15 protein-coding genes are annotated in these 17576 nt (G+C 40.6%); 9 read left to right on the top strand and 6 right to left on the bottom strand.

Annotated features, from left to right (window positions below; translation table 11 throughout):
* Positions 1-93: 93 nt before the first annotated feature.
* The 3 genes from I8752_RS11205 to I8752_RS11215 form a co-directional block, all read right to left on the bottom strand.
* Entirely contained in the window at positions 94-1572 is a 1479-nt protein-coding gene (locus I8752_RS11205; RefSeq protein ID WP_214432391.1) for an alpha-amylase, read from the bottom strand.
* A 112-nt stretch (positions 1573-1684) separates the two neighbouring features.
* On the bottom strand, positions 1685-2287 hold the full coding sequence (locus I8752_RS11210) for a DUF1003 domain-containing protein (protein WP_214432392.1): 603 nt from the start codon (positions 2285-2287) through the stop codon (positions 1685-1687).
* Between the two features lie 608 nt (positions 2288-2895).
* Positions 2896-3048, bottom strand: a complete 153-nt coding sequence (locus I8752_RS11215) for a hypothetical protein (protein ID WP_214432393.1) — start codon at positions 3046-3048, stop codon at positions 2896-2898.
* Between the two features lie 79 nt (positions 3049-3127).
* Here I8752_RS11215 and I8752_RS11220 point away from each other — a divergent pair, with 79 nt between their 5' ends.
* From I8752_RS11220 to I8752_RS11235, 4 genes are all read left to right on the top strand, one after another.
* Positions 3128-4390, top strand: a complete 1263-nt coding sequence (locus tag I8752_RS11220; protein WP_214432394.1) for a DUF4912 domain-containing protein — start codon at positions 3128-3130, stop codon at positions 4388-4390.
* A 99-nt stretch (positions 4391-4489) separates the two neighbouring features.
* Positions 4490-5413 (top strand): phosphodiester glycosidase family protein, encoded by a 924-nt coding sequence (locus I8752_RS11225; protein ID WP_214432395.1) that lies wholly within the window; start codon positions 4490-4492, stop codon positions 5411-5413.
* 282 nt (positions 5414-5695) lie between these two features.
* Positions 5696-6592, top strand: a complete 897-nt coding sequence (locus tag I8752_RS11230) for a hypothetical protein (RefSeq protein ID WP_214432396.1) — start codon at positions 5696-5698, stop codon at positions 6590-6592.
* Between the two features lie 14 nt (positions 6593-6606).
* The gene (locus I8752_RS11235; RefSeq protein WP_214432397.1) at positions 6607-8529 is read left to right on the top strand and encodes an Hsp70 family protein; all 1923 of its coding nucleotides are present in this window, start codon (positions 6607-6609) and stop codon (positions 8527-8529) included.
* 83 nt (positions 8530-8612) lie between these two features.
* Here the strand turns inward: I8752_RS11235 and I8752_RS11240 are convergent, their stop codons facing one another.
* Both I8752_RS11240 and I8752_RS11245 read right to left on the bottom strand, forming a co-directional pair.
* Positions 8613-9347: a hypothetical protein gene (locus I8752_RS11240; protein WP_214432398.1), complete on the bottom strand. Its 735-nt coding sequence runs from the start codon at positions 9345-9347 to the stop codon at positions 8613-8615.
* Positions 9348-9395: 48 nt separating this feature from the next.
* On the bottom strand, positions 9396-10238 hold the full coding sequence (locus I8752_RS11245) for a methyltransferase domain-containing protein (protein WP_214432399.1): 843 nt from the start codon (positions 10236-10238) through the stop codon (positions 9396-9398).
* 196 nt (positions 10239-10434) lie between these two features.
* Between I8752_RS11245 and I8752_RS11250 the strand changes: the two genes are divergently transcribed.
* Together I8752_RS11250 and I8752_RS11255 are read left to right on the top strand one after the other, a co-directional pair.
* Positions 10435-11769: a TrkH family potassium uptake protein gene (locus I8752_RS11250; protein ID WP_214432400.1), complete on the top strand. Its 1335-nt coding sequence runs from the start codon at positions 10435-10437 to the stop codon at positions 11767-11769.
* A gap of 162 nt (positions 11770-11931) precedes the next feature.
* Positions 11932-12627 (top strand): potassium channel family protein, encoded by a 696-nt coding sequence (locus tag I8752_RS11255; protein WP_214432401.1) that lies wholly within the window; start codon positions 11932-11934, stop codon positions 12625-12627.
* A 146-nt stretch (positions 12628-12773) separates the two neighbouring features.
* Here the strand turns inward: I8752_RS11255 and hemW are convergent, their stop codons facing one another.
* Positions 12774-13967, bottom strand: coding sequence for a radical SAM family heme chaperone HemW (gene hemW, locus I8752_RS11260; protein WP_214432402.1), 1194 nt, complete (start codon positions 13965-13967; stop codon positions 12774-12776).
* Positions 13968-14220: 253 nt separating this feature from the next.
* Between hemW and I8752_RS11265 the strand changes: the two genes are divergently transcribed.
* From I8752_RS11265 to I8752_RS11275, 3 genes are all read left to right on the top strand, one after another.
* A complete protein-coding gene (locus I8752_RS11265) occupies positions 14221-15297 on the top strand; it encodes a PIN/TRAM domain-containing protein (protein WP_214432403.1) in 1077 nt (358 codons plus the stop codon).
* A 433-nt stretch (positions 15298-15730) separates the two neighbouring features.
* The gene (locus tag I8752_RS11270; protein WP_214432404.1) at positions 15731-16681 is read left to right on the top strand and encodes a molybdate ABC transporter substrate-binding protein; all 951 of its coding nucleotides are present in this window, start codon (positions 15731-15733) and stop codon (positions 16679-16681) included.
* A 72-nt stretch (positions 16682-16753) separates the two neighbouring features.
* Positions 16754-17572, top strand: a complete 819-nt coding sequence (locus tag I8752_RS11275) for a PEP-CTERM sorting domain-containing protein (protein WP_225895601.1) — start codon at positions 16754-16756, stop codon at positions 17570-17572.
* Positions 17573-17576 lie beyond the last annotated feature (4 nt).

Raw genomic sequence — 17576 nt, forward strand, 5'->3', positions numbered from 1 at the left:
CCCACACCCCACACCCCGCCCCAACGGGGCTTGGTCAACAGTCAACGACTTGAAGTACAATAATTTATTTTTTGGAGTTGCCTAAAACCTCCACTACGACTTTGGAACCCACACAGAAACAGAACCAGCACTGCATCGAAAATCAGCCCAGCCTTCATCATTTGTTGTGATGGGTTCGCTGATATGTTCGGTGATGTCAATGTAAGTGCTGTTGGGTTGCCCAACTTCCATCCACTTAGTTCCCTCTCCTCCATTACTCAGAACAACCGCCATCCCGCCAGGATATTCTTCATTTCCTAAGCGTGTCCAACCGATTGTATTAGCGTGGTCAAAATAATCGTATTGGTCGCCATAGGCATAGGTTTGACGAGCGTGCAAAAATTTATCAATTATCCATTGGTGACTATCGAGCCAAATCTCATACTCATTGCCATCTGGGCCTTTATCCTTGTAATGAGCACCATAGTAATCGGCGTAGAAGATACAGGGATAACCTTCACTTCGCAGTAGGATCAACGCATAGGCTAACGGTTTAAACCAGCTTTCTACTACTGACTCCAACGATTGCAAAGGTTGAGAATCATGATTTTCAACTAAGGTGACAGCTAAAGCAGGTTGCTGTTGCACCAAGGTGTTATCAAATATCTGCCGCATATCGTAGTCATTACCTTGTTTGCTGGCAGCACTAAAGTTATAGTGCAATGGCGCATCAAACAGCAACACATCGCCACCGGTAAGGCTAATAAAATGGTGCAGCGCTTCAACTTCATAAGACCAATACTCACCGACGGCAAAGAGATTGCGACCTGCCTTTTGGCGACAGTGAACCAGCCATTCTGGGAAAAAGTTAGCTCTAACGTGTTTTACAGCATCAAAACGAAAGCCATCTATATCAGTGGTTTCTACAAACCACTCACCCCAGCGATTCAACTCCTCGCGCACTTCTGGACTCTCCATATCCAGGTCGCACCCCATCAGATAATCGAAAGCGCCTTTTTCTAGGTCAACGTTATCGTCAAAATGTTTATCTTTGAATAGGTAAACTGCGTTCTCACCTTCGTTATAAACGTTGTAATCCACTGCATCGAAGTGCCACCAGTGCCATTCCATATCAGAGTATTTGCCTTGGCGGCCTGGAAACGTAAAGTGAGTCCAAACTTTAATCGTTTGCATCTCACCGATAGGCTCGTGGCGATTGTCTGGATTGTAGGGAGTTGCTTCTACTTCTTCGGCTTCGTCTGCACCTAACTTGTGGTTAAGAACAACATCAGCATAGACTCGAATGCCAGCAGCTTTTGCTGCTTTGATAGCAGCGATATACTCGTCTTTTGTGCCGTACTTTGTCCGAACCGAGCCTTTTTGATCGAACTCGCCTAGATCGTACATATCGTAGACTCCGTAGCCGACATCGTAGCCACCACCTGTGCCTTTATAGGCTGGGGGTAACCAAACAGATGTAACACCTGCATCAGCTAACTCTTGGGCTTTCTCTTTGAACTCATTCCAAAGATTCCCATCTGGAGGGATATACCAATGGAAGTACTGCATCATCACGCCATTCAGTTGAGCCATGTCTATCCCTGTAGTAAGATATACGAATATTTTTGATTTTTGACACAAAAACTATACTTGAAGTTTTATTTTATTTCTTTAAATAGAAACAAAAATCTACTATAAACGTTGATTAACTCTGATTATTTTCTTCTGTGGATGAGAGTTCTTCAGCTAGGTTCTTCTGGAGTGCTTCTAATACCGCGATCGGGTCAGCTGGTTCCTGCATCAATTGGGCTTCATAATCATGCCGATTGATGACATTAGGCAAATCGGTACGGAGTTCTTCTAATAGACTAATAATCTTGGCAATTTTTTGCTCGGAGAGCAAATTAAGTTGTAGCATCAATTGCGCTCGCTGTTCGGCAAAGTTTTCTTGGCGAGTTTGTCGTACCAACACTCCAGTTGAAATCACCAATGCAGCTGCGTCTAAACCTTGACCAGACCAGCTAAACGAGGGCAGGTTGAATGGCAAAAAGCGATCGAAAAAACTGCCAAAAATCCAGATAGCCAGTATGACTAGCAAACTATACAGAAATGTCGATCGCCCAAAGAATGTAGCGATCGCTTCTAGTATCCGCTGGTGCGTGGGAATATCTCGAACTTCCTGGGTATGAAGCAAACTAATCGCTTCAATATTTTTGGCGATCGGGTCTGGTAATGGAGCCGTAATCACTTGATTTCGAGAAGCTTTGAGCTTGAGTTCGTTAGCTGTGTCGTCCGTGTTGTGCTTCATACCGCAACCCCTGAATCTAGATGTTACTCGATTATTGCTTATCTTCTGATGTTGTCGGCAAATGGATTTCAAAGGTCTGAAAAGCTGATTGCACCGCCGTTTGCTCCTTTCCATTTCTTCCTCTTTGCTCTTCTGCCCCTCTCACCATCTGACTTTTCACGGGAAATCCTCAAATCCTCGTTAAGGCTGGGGGTAGGGTGTAGGGTGTAGGGAAAACAAGAAAGCCTGACTACACCCCACACCCACTGACTTTTCCACATACCGTGAAAAGTCAGAACTTAGTATCAGCACTCAGTTTATCTCTGGGGATCTGCATCTTTGCGCCTTTCTGCTCAATTGTCATTAAGCTATGACATTGACCGGATTTCAAAAGATGTTGCGAGTCCCAAAAGTCATGAAATAATGACAAAACGATCCCGAATCGCTGATAAATTCGTGAACAAGTCAAAAAAATGCCTGTAGACCCCTTGATCCCAACGTAGGGTTACTTGTTAGTATTTATTCATCAACAAGGACTCCTGCGATCCCAAAGAAATGCTAATTTTGGCATCAATAAGGAATTGAAAGGGAGTGACCCTGAATTTAAAAACCGACTAAAAAACTTAAAATCAGCGAGCAGTTAACAGCGAACGATTATCAGGCAAATGGCGCGGAATGCTTAACCCATAGCCAATTACAAGCTGATAACTAATAACTAATAACTGATAACTGATAAATGTTAAAAACTGGGCAACACCAGGAGTCAGGAATAAGAAATTCATCTGGGGTGGATGACATTTTGTACAGCATTCTTTAACCCGGGGAAATCATTTACCTTTCAAACTACTGGAGGCCAAATATATGGCAAAAGAACGCCCACCGCTAGAAGAGATGACATTACGGCAACTACGTAGAGTTGCTAGCGAATGTAGTATCTCAAGATACAGTAGAATGCGTAAATCTCAACTGCTGGCAGCGATTCAAGAAGTCCAGCGCAGCAAAGTTTCGCTTAGTCCATCTCGTTCACTGGAGGCACAAGAAACTGTGGAAGCCGCAAAATTTGAATTAGGACAAGAAGACCGTAACGGTGGCTCCCTGGCTGATGTTGATGAAGGACTCGCAGATTTGCCACTAGGTTACGGTGAAAGCCGAATTGTACTTTTACCGCGCGATCCTCAGTGGGCTTATACCTACTGGGATGTTCCCAACGAACATAAAGAAGAATTACGTCGGCAAGGCGGACAGCAGTTGGCACTGCGGATCTACGATGTCACCGACATTAGTCTCGATCTCCAAAGCCCTCACAGCATCCAGGAATATCCTGCTGATGAACTAGCGAGAGAATGGTACATACCAGTTCCAGTGAGCGATCGCGATTATGTAATTGATATTGGCTACCGTGCTGTTGATGGTCGTTGGTTGGTATTAGCTCGTTCCGCTCGCGTACACATTCCTCCGGTTTATCCCTCCGACTGGATCGAAGATGTCTTCGTCTCTGTTAATTTTGAGGAAGACTTGCGTAGTAAGACTGTCTACGAATTAGTTCCTCCTGCCAAGAAGATTGCAGCAACAGCTACAGCAGCAGCTACAGCTGGTGCAAACGGCAACCCCATTTACGACCAAATCTTTGGTTTAGCCGAATCTGCCGAAGCACAACGCGTTGCTGGTTCTCTCTTCGGTTCCCAGCAGCAAGTACCCGGTTTGGCACGTCCCGAAGAAGCTATCAGCTCCTACATCTTCCCATCTGGTGTGGGTATGTGGGCAGTTCCGACTACGTCTGGTTTAACCATGTCCGGTGTAGGAATGTCGGGTGTTGGTTTCTCGGCTTCCGCCGTACCAGTGCGTCCGCGCCAATTCTGGTTAATTGCCGATGCTGAATTGATTGTCTACGGCGCAACCGAACCCGATGCCACTGTCACAATTGGCGGTCGTCCAATTAAGCTGAATCCAGATGGTACATTCCGCTTCCAAATGTCCTTCCAAGACGGTTTAATTGACTATCCAATTGTGGCTGTTGCTGCCGATGGCGAACAAACACGCTCAATTCAAATGAAGTTCAATCGTGAGACACCATCTCGAAATACCAACACTAAAGAAGAAGCTGTTGTAGAATGGTTTTCTTAAACAGCAAATGATTATGGATGTTAGATAACCCCAGATTGAAATATTGAATTATTCCCCGCTATAGTCTTTCTTATAGCGGTTTTTTTACTTCTTATGAAGATGTCTGTCAAAAAAATAGGTTTTTTAGCTGTATTTACAATTACTATCGGTTTATTATCTGGTTGTAAAGAAATTGAGGCAAATTCAGCGCCGAAACTATCTAAAACTTGTCTTGGTGAAGATCCTAAATTCAGTATTGAATTTTTCCAAACCAACGATCGAGGCGAAAAATATGCCAAAGGTATTAACCATGCGATTATTTTTAATCCTAAATCAGCATTATTAGATTTTAAAGTAAATGTTGGTTTATCTCATAAACTTTATGCAAAAGATGCTAGAGGGAATTTTCGTAGAGAATATATACCAAAACAATTTCATGAAATTATCGCAGATGAAAATTCCACATTAGCAGGACAAAGACCGCTAGCAGCAATTAACGCAGACTATATAGGTACTGACAATAAACCACAAGGCTTAAATATTTCTCGTGGGGTAGATTATTCAGGAGCCTTTAAAAATAGGCGTTCTTCTTTTGGTATTTCTGGCGGTAAACCTGAAGAAAGAAAAGCGACTATCCAGGCTGGTAGAAGAGAAGCAAATATTCTCAACTACAATTTGGTAGGAGGTAATGGCAGATTCTACCGTCAGGGTAAATTTAAAGATATTTGTGAGGATTTAGGAGAATTTGCCTGTAAACAAGCGACTAATCGCTCAATGGTAGCTATTACTAATAAAGGTTATGTGATTCTGTTAGTGAATGACTCCAAAGCTTCTAATATTGAACTTTCTCCAGTTAATCAAGAATTACTTCCAGATAAGTTTGATGATGTTCTAGAAGGGATTGCTCGGATTAACTGTTTGGGTAAGATTGAAGAAGGAATGTTATTTGATGGTGGGATGTCTCCAGGATTGTATTACAATCAAAAAACGTATGTAGAAAACTTTGGGCCAATTGGTTCAGTATTTTTGATTTATAAAAAATAATTCTAGTTAAAAATCGAAATCTTAGGAAAAAAGACATCATCGAAAGCAAGAAGTAGCTAAAATAATTAAATATCCAATAAAACTTAGTTTTTAATGAGCGAGGAATCGCTTTTTTAGGTTTATCAAAACTAAAACCCTGACTACAAAGCTAATTTTGTTTAGGCTTAAATACTTACAATTTTATGGTGCTGTAGCGATCGCTGTCGCCTCACCATAAAGTTTATCGGTTCAATCTGGAAACTTTGATTTTTTTACTTAAGTTAAGAATTTTGGATAGGGGTAATGAAAACGATCGCTACACTTTTTAGTGAAGAACGCAACCAACTTCAGACAGAAATTGATAACTTAACCGACATAGAGCAGATAGTTAAGCTGGTGCAAAACCGACTCGATAATTTAGAAAGAATTTACATTAGCGAACTAAATCTGACTCAAGTCCGTTTGGCTGCGTTTTTCTTGGATATGCTGCGCCAATCGATCGCTAGTTTGACAGCGGCTAACTTGCAAAAAGTCGCTCTAACAGAGCAAAAGCAAATTACTCACTTAACTACAAACTTTTCTCCTAACAGATTAATTCTGAAATTACTCAAGGCACTGATTTATATAGGTATTTTAGGTTGGTTGTTTTATTTAACTCAAACTACTCCAGGTGCTTGGATGGCTATTTTGCTAGCTTCTGTACTTGTGGGGTTAGAAGTTGTGCTGCAACTCGATAAAAATAATTCAACATCTCCCGAACCATTGGAATTAGCTCAACCTATCCTGCGAGTTGATAGCAAAATCCTTTTAGACAATCTTACTGATGCTCTCAACACCATCGACCTAGCAGTTGCTAGATTTGAAGAAGTAAACAAACACCAAAGCGATCGCGGCGTAGAAGAACTACCAGAACTCTTGAATTTTATTCAACGCTTAGTAGGCGCATCATTTCTCGACAAACCCCAAATGGTCAACGAACTAGCAAAACTTTTGCCACAGATTTTAATGTCTCAGGGAATTCGCACGCAAAATTATCAACCAAAAGATCCTCTCAGCCATCGGGAATATTTTAACTTCGAGCCAAGCATCGACCCATCTACCAAAGATTACGTTACTATAACTCCTGCTTTATTGAAAGGCGATCGCTTGCTCAGACCTGGTCGCGTAATTGAGCCAGCGTATTCCGAGGCTAGAGAATAACAAATAATAAGAATATGGAAATTTTAGAAACAATCGGTTTTGATTTGGGACACGGCGAAACATCTGTAGCTAAAGCTATAGTAGAGAGCATCGAACCTCCGCAGATGCTAGAAATTAATAATAAAAAGAACCAAATCACGGCTCTGGGCTGGCATCCTCAACTCGGTTATCTTGTCGGAGAGCAAGCATTAATTCAAGCTGGCGTTACTCAGCTGGCAATCTCTTTCAAACAAAAACCAAATAACGACTCCAAATATCGAGAAACAATTAGCACTTTTGTTGCCACTTACTACCACCTTTTAAAAGAAAGTAAACAAATTGAAGGTAATGAAAGTAGCTATTTTTACGTTGGTTGTCCTTCCGGATGGTCAGTTCCCGAACGCGAAGAATACCAAAAGTTACTTCAACAAGCCGGCATTCCTCAATTGAATGTTGTACCCGAATCGCGGGCTGCTTTTATGCAAGCCAAGGAAGCCGGCAAGCTAGAGTATGAAAAACTTCTTTCATCAGTGCTAATTGTTGATATTGGTTCTTCAACCACAGATTTTACTTTAGTTAAAAGCTTAGAAGAAATCCCCATAGATTTTGGTAGTAATGCTTTGGGAGCATCGCTAATTGAAAAAGCTATTTTTGAGCGGACTCTTGCCAAACACGAACAAAAGGCATTACTAGAAAAAGTATTTTTAGAATATCCCCATCATCAAGCGCGTTGCGAACTTGCCTGCCGTAAAACTAAAGAAGATTACTTTTCTAACGAACAGCTATATAACGACCCGCAAACCTTTGCCCGTGGTTTTGAGTCTATTAACGAACAAATTTATTTTATTCCCCAAGTTAATAAATTAACTATGGAGGAAATCTTGAATCAACCCTTGCCTGAACTAGGGCAAAAAAGTTGGGTGCGATCGTTTCGTTCGGCTTTAAACGAAGCGAAAGCAAATCTCGATCAACTTGGCATTGTGCCGAAACTAGTGCTGATGACTGGTGGTGCATCTCGGATGAAGTTTACACACCAAATTTCTCAAGAAATCTTTAACGACCCAGAAACACTTCTGCGTCCCGATCCCGAACCAGAACGTTGCATTGCCTTGGGTTTAGCGCGAGTCGGACGATGGGATCTGCGTGCTACTGCCTTTAAACAAGAAGTTAATCAGTTATTAGACTCAAACAAGCTCAAACAATTAATAGAAAAGCATATTCCAGAGTTAATTGAATTATTGACTCAACCACTGGCAGAGAGTTTGATTAAGAACGCAGTGAAACCAGGATTAAAAGATTGGCAAAAAAACCAAATCCGGACTTTAGCCGATTTAGAAATATCTATGAAAAGTCGGGCAGAGCAATGGCTTCAAGGCGATATTGTTCAGCAGATAATTAACAATCAATGCATCAATTGGTTTAACAATAAAATCCAACCCGATTTAGCCGCAGAAACCGACCCAATATGCCGCAAGTTTCAAATACCTAGAAGTAGTTTGAGATTTGAAGATAGTATCGACCCAGCTTTTGTTAACCCAGAGTTACGAATTGGAGATGCTATCCTTGCCGATACAGTAGCATTTATTGTCAATGTATTAATTGGTGGTGGCACTGTGGCTAGTATTATCACTTTAATACTAACTGGACACTTGACTTGGCCGATCGCATTGGTATATGGAGCTTCAGTTGTGGCAGCGGGAATGGAGCTAAATCGTAAAAATGTCCAAGAGGTAATCAAGACAAATGTCGATATTCCCGGTTGGGTTCGTTCTAGCTTTTTGAGTGACAAAAAAATCGACGATATGGGCGAACAAATTAAGCCTGAGTTAGAAAAGGTGCTTCGAGAACAACTAATAGCGAATCAAGAAGCTTTTGACAAACTAATTGCTAAAGTTGGACAGGGGTTGCAAAAAGCACTTTCTACCAAAGTTCAAGAAGCAATAATTTTGATTCAATAAAGTGTATTTATGCGAACCTGAAATTTTGCACCAGTCTTAACAACTGCATTTAGAGTTTAAATAATTAAAATTCAAGTGCATAATTAATAATTCAAACGACCGATCGCAAAATGTCGCTCGTTCCAGGAGTAGTATTGCGAGTTAGCAAAAGTACTCCAAGTGTATCCGACAATTTCTTGAGCTTGATTAGAGTATAATCTCAGCACTCCTTGTCCTAAACCATCATGAAACGAGCCATCTGCTTGATAACGTGTGTCAGTTTTACCATGTCCTGACCGACTTTGATCGATGACTTTAATTGACCACTGTTTAGTATTGGGTACAACTGGTTTTGAGAATAGTCTTTGTGTTGGAGATTCTACAACTAATAGAACGTGTCCAGTATTATCTTCGCCTTCTGAATACTTAATCGCAATAATGTCTCCAGCTTGGATTTGTCCTAACTTAATAATTTTTTGAAAGCGATTTTGATTGATAATACTGTTGTAATAGTTTTTAGCTAAAGGACGTTGTGTATCCATCCATCGTTGAAAAAATTCTGGTGTCCAGCCATAACTATGAGATAATAGCTTGTTGAGAAATCCACTACAATCTGCTTTCGAGATATAATCTTTAGCCCCTGCAATTCCTTTCCAACTGACAAGTGTAGGTTCGTGTTGATATTTGTTATTTTTCTGATGTAATCCGTTCAATAATATCAACGCATCTTTAAGATGCTGTGGTTGTTTAACAGCTTGTACCTTTCTTATCGAAGATAAAGTTATTCCAGCTGCACTACCCAAACTCCAGCCGAGAAAGAATCGTCTTGATATTAGCATAGAGATTGTACTTCAATTATTTTCGCCGACCTACTTAGTCGGCGGGTGTTACTTATTGCCACACAATAAGCCAAACCGAACTAACCCGCGCTCATAACCGCGACGCATTAATCCCAGCGATAATGCCCCTTGGATGGTAGTCCAACCAGCATTTAGTAAGCCCCAAAGCGCTTGAGGAGTGAATGCCGAATCAATTACCACATTCCAAAATGGGGCAACAGCCTGCGACCAATCAGCAGTACGGACATTGTTTAATGGTAGTTGATAGGCGATCGCTTCATACTCTGGCAACGAAATTACATAAGGCAAACAATACACTCGATAAATATCCTGCAAGTGTTTTTGTTCGTCTGCTGTCAGTGGCGTGTCATCAGTAGGTCGATGACACCAAGTAACCATAATCAAAGTGCCGCCTGGTTTCAACACCCGATAGCACTCCTGCATAAACTTGGTTTTATCTGGCATGTGTTCGCCACTTTCTAAAGACCAAACCAAGTCAAAAGAATTGTCCGCAAAAGGCATTGCTTGAGCATCTGCGACCAAAAACTGACTTCTAGCACTCAAACCAGCCTGTTGGGCGCGTTCTGCTGCTCTTTTAGCTTGCACGGGACTTAAAGTAATCCCTGTTGCTCTAGCATTAAACTTATTTGCTAGGTATAAAGAACTGCCGCCAATCCCACAGCCGACATCAAGAATATTCTCTGCTGTCTGTACCCCAGCCCAATTGAGTAGTTCTTCAATTAAATCAATTTGAGCCTGACGGCGGTCTTTTGTTTGGCTACCATCGACCCCGTAGTAGCCGTGGTGCATGTGTTCGCCCCAAACCTGCTCCCACAGCCCAGAGGAAGCATCGTAAAACTGCTGAATTTGCTGGTAAAGTGTTGCACTCATGAAAAAAGCAGTGTCAAAACAAAGCAGAATTTAAATAAACATACTGGTAGAGTACCATGTGTGTTTTTAATTAAATAAGGATGTTTTTGCTTCCAGAAAAGAGCGGCCCATCTGCTCTTGTTATGGAAGAATTTCTATTTTGTACCTCGAACAACCGCCAAGAGAAGATTTTATCACTTTAAATTTTTAATTGTTTATGACTGTTTCTCGTACAGTTTGTCTGGGATTTCTAGCTGTCATCGCTGTCGGAACCATTCTGCTAATGATGCCTTTTTCAACTAGCGATGGTAGTTGGAACGACCCAATTGTAGCGTTGTTCACCTCAACATCCGCAGTTTGTGTTACTGGTTTATCAGTGGTCGATCCCGGTACTTATTTTTCTTTTTGGGGTCAGTTGTTTATGACACTGTTAGTTCAGATTGGTGGTTTGGGTTACATGACCAGCACCACCTTTTTGATTCTATTGATTGGACGCAAGTTTGACCTGCGACAAAAAATAGCAATTCAACAATCTTTAGACCGACCAGGAATGCATGGTAGCGCCCAAGTTATCCGCTCAATTATCGCCACGACATTGATTTTTGAAATCACAGGCATATTTTTACTATTGCCAGCATTTGTTCCCGATTATGGATGGAATCAAGGACTTTGGCTGGCGATTTTTCATAGTATTAATGCTTGGAACAATGCAGGTTTTAGTCTTTTTAAAGATAACTTAATTGGATATCAGTCATCTTTTTTAGTAGTTTTTACTATTACATTTTTGATTATCTTTGGGGGAATTGGTTATCAAGTAATTTTAGAAATGTATATTTGGTTGCGCGATCGCCTATTAAAGCAAAAAGTCTGTTTGGTGTTTTCACTAGATTTTAAAGTTGCAATCAGTACAACAATTATGCTTTTATTCCTGGGTACAATTGCATTTTTATCTATAGAAGTAAGAAACCCTGAAACATTTGGCTCGCTCAATTTTCAAGACCAATTATTAGTGGCTTGGTTTCAATCGGTTACTCCTAGAACCGCTGGTTTTAACACTATTGATATTGGCAAAATGACCACTGCTGGTTTATTTATCACAATTGCACTCATGTTTATTGGTGCAAGTCCAGGTGGTACTGGAGGCGGTATAAAAACTACTACTCTCAGAGTTCTTAGCAGTTGTACTAAAGCAATTCTTCAAGGGAAAGAAGAAGTTTTATTGTATGACCGTAAAATAGCCATATCTTTAATTTTAAAAGCTATTGGCGTTTTAGTTGGTTCCATCGCTACCGTAATTATTGCGACAATTTTAATTTCTCTTACAGATCCAGAATTGGATTTTATTCAAATTTTATTTGAAGTAGTATCAGCTTTTGCGACAGTAGGTCTTTCTACAGGTATCACAGCAAATATCTCCGTAGTAGCAAAACTGATCTTAATTGCCACAATGTATGTAGGAAGAGTAGGTGTTTTACTACTGATGTCTGCTGTACTAGGAGACCCTCGCCCTAGCAGGATTCACTATCCTGAAGAAAATTTACTTGTAGGATAGTCATTTAGGAACAGAGAATTGGAGAATCAAGAAAATAACTCAATAATCTCCATTACCTAAACTGATAAAATACAAATGAATCAGCAAACAATAAAACTTTTAATAATTCGATTTAGCTGTTTTTTGGTCTAAATACAGAAAGTTAATATAAGGATAATAACTGTGAATCTTTCATCATTAGGCTTTTTTCGCAGTTTGCGTAAAGATAACAACCAATTTGCTGTAATTGGGCTAGGTCGTTTTGGTAGATCCGTCTGTTCAACACTGCACATATTGGGTTATCAAGTGCTGGCGACAGATATTGATGAAAAGCGAGTATCAGAAGCATTGAATGACCGGATAGTTGGTCATGCTTTACAACTAGACTCAACCGAACCAAGTGCCCTTAAAGAAGCTGGGATTTTTGAATTTGATACGACAATCGTTGCAATTGGTAACTACGTTCAAGAAAGCATCATTACCACTTTAAATGTAAAAGAAGGTGGTGTCCCCCATGTAGTTGCTAAAGCTTCTAGCGAAGTTCACCAGAAGTTGTTAAAAAGAGTGGGAGCAGACCATGTTGTATTTCCTGAATACGAGGCTGGTTGTGCTTTAGCACGAACGCTTACCAAACCATCTATCTTAGATCGATTCGATCTCGATCCCGATAATAGTATTGTCGAGTTAATTGTACCTGATGAATTTCATGGCAAAACGGTTGCCGAACTTCAACTTCGTAACCGTTATGGTTTAAATTTATTAGCTGTGAGTCAAGACGGCAAATTTAAAATTAATCCCGAACCAAACAATCGTTTAGAACGGGGATCGGCAATGGTAGTTATTGGCTGCAATAAAGATATTAATCGCTTACCGATTTAATATTAGGGTCATTTGTCAGCGATCAGTGGTCAGTAGTCAATAGCAACTAACAACTGACTCTTGGAAAGACGCGATTAATCGCGTCTCTACGACAACGGAATTTTGTATAGACAAGGGTTAATCGCGTCTCTACGACAACTGACAAATCACCCCAAAAAGCTAAACAAATCTGCCAAAACTACATTAGAAAATAAAAAACCATCGGGATCACATAAGCGCAACCTTCCTTCGACAATTTCCACCCAACCTTTATCAAAATGCGATCGCAAACATTTGTGAATCTCATCTACTTTCTGTTCCCCAAATTCCGCTGCTAAAGCAGCTAAATTCACACCTTCTGCTAAACGCAACCCCAACATCAAAGTTTCTAACAAGATTTCCTCTGGTGGTGTCACTTCCCAATCGATTACACCGTCATTGGCTATTAAATCTTGCACCCATCGGTAATACTCTTGCGTCTTGCGGGGACGAGTAAAGCGCTTCCCCTCTATATAACTAGCCGCACCCATGCCAAACCCATAATAGGGACGATTTTCCCAATAAACTCGATTATGACGACATTGATGGTTGGGTTGAGCATAGTTGGAAATTTCATAATGTTCGTAACCCGCACTAGTCAAAACTTGCTGCCCCATCTGGTACATTTTGACTGTGGTTTCATCCGTCGGTAAAGGGCGATCGCCGGGTTTGTAGTAACGACCAAAAGCTGTTCCTGGCTCTATGGTAAGGTCATATATAGATATGTGAGTCGATCCCAGCGCTACAGCTTTATCTAGAGAATCCTGCCATTGACCTAAAGACTGATGCGGCAAGCCAGAAATCAAGTCTATACTAAATTCGGGAAGCTCAACTTGCTGGATTAATTCCACAGCTGCAAGAATATCCACAACTGAGTGCGATCGCCCAGCGATTTTTAACAATTCGTCCTGAAACGCTTGTACGCCCAAACTTACCCGGTTCACACCTGCGCGCCGATAGCCTGCTAAATGTGCCAAATCAAATGTGCCTGGGTCCATTTCCATCGAGATTTCTGCTTGCGAAGCAATACCAAAGCGTCCTTCTATAGCTTCTAAGATACGTTGCAACTGCTCTATCGATAGCAGCGAAGGAGTACCGCCACCAAAGAAAATAGTCTTTAGGGGTTGACCGAAAGCAGGTGTAATGGCAATTTCTTGACACAGCACCTCAACATATTGGGAGATAGTAGCAGATGTTTCGCCCCGCAAGCGATCGCCCACCACAAACACAGGGAAATCACAATAAAAGCACCGCCGTCTGCAAAAGGGAACATGTATATAAGCAGAACTAGCAATGCTTGAAATATTTACTTTTTGACTCATCGTGAGAAAGAATTAATTCATTCAACAGAAAATTACAAACAATGAAATAAGTAGTTTTCTTACAAGTTTTTATCGTTTTACAACAAATTTATGAAAAACATTAAGAGAAAGCACTTTGGTTATAATATTTGCAGATATTCCCTGCTTAAAACCCTAATGTAAGTCAATATTGATTAATCTCTCTAATCGAGAACATTAAAAATACTTGACTCGATCTTATCGGGTAACACAATCGCAGGAAAACAAGACAACCATGCTTGATGCCATTATTATTCTCTCATTTATCCTGGCAGCAGCGGGAATAGGGTTCTACAGCATTGAACTACTACCCAATGGTGCTTTAGACCGAGTAACGAACCTGGAAGCTTTACGCTTAGTTGTTGCTGTCTTTGCCGCCATTATTGGTGGCGCTGTTGGACTCAGTTTCCAAACGACATATCGTCGCTTAGAGGCACAAGTCCGGGAATTGCCCCTAGAAGTGATCTTAACTCGTGCGATTGGGTTAGTCATTGGGCTGTTGTTAGCGAACTTAATGCTAGCCCCATTATTTTTGCTGCCCATCCCAACAGATTTTAGCTTTATTAAACCCTTGGTGGCAGTAGTTGGCAGTATTATACTTTCTGTCACTGGGATGAATTTAGCAGATACCCACGGGCGAGGTTTATTGCGGTTCATCAATCCCAACACTGTAGAAACGCTGGTAGTAGAAGGAACGCTAAAACCTGCCAACACCAAAGTTTTAGATACTAGCTGTATTATTGATGGTCGGATTGAAGCACTCCTAGAAACAGGTTTTCTAGAAGGGCAAATTATCGTACCGCAGTTTGTTTTGCAAGAGTTGCAACAAGTCGCCGATGCTAGCAAAGACCAAAAACGGGTGCGAGGACGGCGAGGACTAGAGATTCTCAACCGCATTAAGGAAGCTTACCCCGATCGCATCTCGATCAACCCAGCTGACTACGAAGATATTTCTACGGTGGATGCGAAATTAGTCCGCTTCGCCCAAGAAATCAGCGGCACACTGCTAACTAATGACTACAATTTGTCGAAAGTTGCCAGCGTCCAAAAAGTACCTGTTTTGAATGTTAACGACTTAGTAAATGCCGTCCGTCCTACCTATTTACCTGGTGACAATCTTGACCTGAAAATTCTCAAAGAAGGCAAAGAACCCAGTCAAGGCATTGGCTACTTAGACGATGGCACAATGGTTGTCGTCGAAGAAGGCAGCAGTTATGTAGGTGGTGAATTGCGAGTGGTAGTCACTAGTGCTTTGCAAACCACAGCAGGAAGAATGATTTTTGCTAAACCTCAAGCTTCAGCATTGGCATGAGGGAAATGTTGAGTGCAATTAAAGTTAAATTGTGCGGATACATAAATGTCGGTGTAGGTTGACTGCACCGATTATTTATTTTTTAAATAGAAGAGAATTGAACATTTGCGATCGCCTCATCTTAACAGCTCCAGAAAATATATTTTTAGAACATCAAGTAACTTGCAACTAGCTTGATTTTTGATTAAAAATGTGAGTTAACAAATATTGAGTTTGTTTGTAAAGTCAGCATTTGATTACCAACTAGGTTGATTTTGTCTAACTAAGTTGGTATGATAGCTCCGACAGTGAAATTACGTAAGTATTCTAGTTGTAAATATAGATAGAAATAAAATCAGTAAAATTTGAACGCCTAGCAACACCAAGATTAGGGCGTTTCTAACCAAAAATTTATGTATTAGCAATACCAGTAAGGTTTAATTCGATACTAACTATGAAACAGCAATTTTTTGCATTTTCATTGACAGCTTGTGCTGTCAGTGCGATCGTACCAACCCAAGCCTTTGCTGTCACCTTATATGGTGCGGGTAGTTTGCAGAATAGCCTTACGGAAGTAGCGCAAGCTTTTACAAAAGAGTATGGTATCAATATTGATACATACTTTGGCCCTTCAGGTTTAACAGAACAAAAGATAGAGCAAGAGATATCCACCAAAGGTCAATCAACTGATGTTTTTGCCAGTGCTGATTTAGGCAATCCTCAAAAACTCTTTGTCAAGGGTTTGAGCGAACCTGTGAAAAATTTTACCAGCAATCGCATGACAGCTATTGTCAGACCGGGGTTAACTGGTGTCACATCAGATAATTTGTTGGACTTCTTACTAAATACTAATATCAAAGTTGGAACCTCAACACCTGGATCTGACCCATCTGGAGATTATGCATGGCAGATATTTGATAAAGCAGATGCGGTTAAATCAGGTAATTCTCAAATTCTCAAAAATAAAGCCTTACAACTAGTTGGTGGAAATCCTTCTGCACCATCAGTTCCTACTGGGCAAAACAATTTAATTTACTTCCTGAAAACAAATCCAACGGTAGATATCTTTTTAGCCTATTACACCAGTGGAAAATCTGCTCAAAAACTAGAACAAGGTAATGATTTGCAAATAGTAGAGTTACCTGACTATTTAGCAACAAAGGCTGATTATGGACTGACTGTATTAAAAAACGCCGATCCTGATGGCGAAAAATTAGCTGCATATATCCTCTCATCACAAGGACAAGCAATTCTATCGAAGTATGGATTTAGTTCTCCAACTGTTACTCAGTCGGTTCCAGAACATCAAGGAATTGGAGGATATGTATTGGCTTTAAGTATTGCTCTTGCTATGCATAAAAAGTTGAATCTTGCTCAAAAAACTGAACGTAAAATTAGGAGCTAACTATAGTTACTGCACAATTTTTAGAAAACTTATTTATTTTTCAACTTAACTATTTTCATGAAAAAATCAACGATGAATCAAATTAATTTCATGACCACATTTTTACAAAATACAAATAAGATATGTATTTCATTCATAGTAGGACTAGCATCAAGCCTTTTAGTTTCTCATCCTATTCATGCTGCAACACTAGGTGAGAATTTAATTGTGAATGGTGATGCCGAACAAGGATTAGGAGATCCAGTAGGTAACGCTGTTGGTGCTAATATTCCTATTATCCCTGGTTGGACTGGGAGTAATGATTTCAGTGTATTAAAATACGGGGCAACAGGTTTTAGCTTTGTCAATCCTTTAGGCAATTTAGTAAGTGTTACTCTGCCTGGAGTTGATGTTATCGGGCCAAGTAATCGCGGGCAAAATCTCTTTTTTGGTGGTGCTAGTAGAGCCTCGTCTAGCGCTTCACAATCTATTGATGTGACTAGTCTATCTTCAGTTGTTGATGCTGGGAAAGGCGCTTTTGACTTAAGTGGTTGGTTGGGTGGATATGCTACTGATGAAGATATTGCATCACTCAATATTACTTTCTTAGATCGTGCTAACCAATCAATAAGTACGGCTAGTATTTTTGCACCAACTTCAGCACAGAGAAATAACATCACAGGTTTGTTTTTCCAATCAACTAAGGGTTATGTACCTGTGGGTACGCGTCAAATCGATGTAATTCTAAATGCTGCTTATGCAAGAGGTCGAGTTAACGATTCCTACGCTGATAACCTCTCACTAGTAATTACTCAAGTCCCAGAACCTAGCATTTCCGGTTTATCTCTGCTTGCTGTATCCAGTTGTATGGCATGGAAATTGTGGAGAAAACGCCGTCAAGTATCGCTGTAGGGCA

Source organism: Dendronalium phyllosphericum CENA369 (assembly GCF_016056275.1).
Classification (GTDB): domain Bacteria; phylum Cyanobacteriota; class Cyanobacteriia; order Cyanobacteriales; family Nostocaceae; genus Dendronalium; species Dendronalium phyllosphericum.

Excerpts from the sequence above, each read along its gene's own strand:
- I8752_RS11250 (WP_214432400.1), top strand. The coding sequence starts at position 10,435 with ATGACTGTTTCTCGTACAGTTTGTCTGGGATTTCTAGCTGTCATCGCT.
- I8752_RS11270 (WP_214432404.1), top strand. The coding sequence starts at position 15,731 with ATGAAACAGCAATTTTTTGCATTTTCATTGACAGCTTGTGCTGTCAGT.
- I8752_RS11210 (WP_214432392.1), bottom strand. The coding sequence starts at position 2,287 with ATGAAGCACAACACGGACGACACAGCTAACGAACTCAAGCTCAAAGCT.
- I8752_RS11215 (WP_214432393.1), bottom strand. The coding sequence starts at position 3,048 with ATGAATTTCTTATTCCTGACTCCTGGTGTTGCCCAGTTTTTAACATTT.
- I8752_RS11225 (WP_214432395.1), top strand. The coding sequence starts at position 4,490 with ATGTCTGTCAAAAAAATAGGTTTTTTAGCTGTATTTACAATTACTATC.
- I8752_RS11230 (WP_214432396.1), top strand. The coding sequence starts at position 5,696 with ATGAAAACGATCGCTACACTTTTTAGTGAAGAACGCAACCAACTTCAG.
- I8752_RS11205 (WP_214432391.1), bottom strand. The coding sequence starts at position 1,572 with ATGGCTCAACTGAATGGCGTGATGATGCAGTACTTCCATTGGTATATC.
- I8752_RS11275 (WP_225895601.1), top strand. The coding sequence starts at position 16,754 with ATGAATCAAATTAATTTCATGACCACATTTTTACAAAATACAAATAAG.
- I8752_RS11220 (WP_214432394.1), top strand. The coding sequence starts at position 3,128 with ATGGCAAAAGAACGCCCACCGCTAGAAGAGATGACATTACGGCAACTA.
- I8752_RS11240 (WP_214432398.1), bottom strand. The coding sequence starts at position 9,347 with ATGCTAATATCAAGACGATTCTTTCTCGGCTGGAGTTTGGGTAGTGCA.
- I8752_RS11265 (WP_214432403.1), top strand. The coding sequence starts at position 14,221 with ATGCTTGATGCCATTATTATTCTCTCATTTATCCTGGCAGCAGCGGGA.
- I8752_RS11235 (WP_214432397.1), top strand. The coding sequence starts at position 6,607 with ATGGAAATTTTAGAAACAATCGGTTTTGATTTGGGACACGGCGAAACA.
- hemW (WP_214432402.1), bottom strand. The coding sequence starts at position 13,967 with ATGAGTCAAAAAGTAAATATTTCAAGCATTGCTAGTTCTGCTTATATA.
- I8752_RS11245 (WP_214432399.1), bottom strand. The coding sequence starts at position 10,238 with ATGAGTGCAACACTTTACCAGCAAATTCAGCAGTTTTACGATGCTTCC.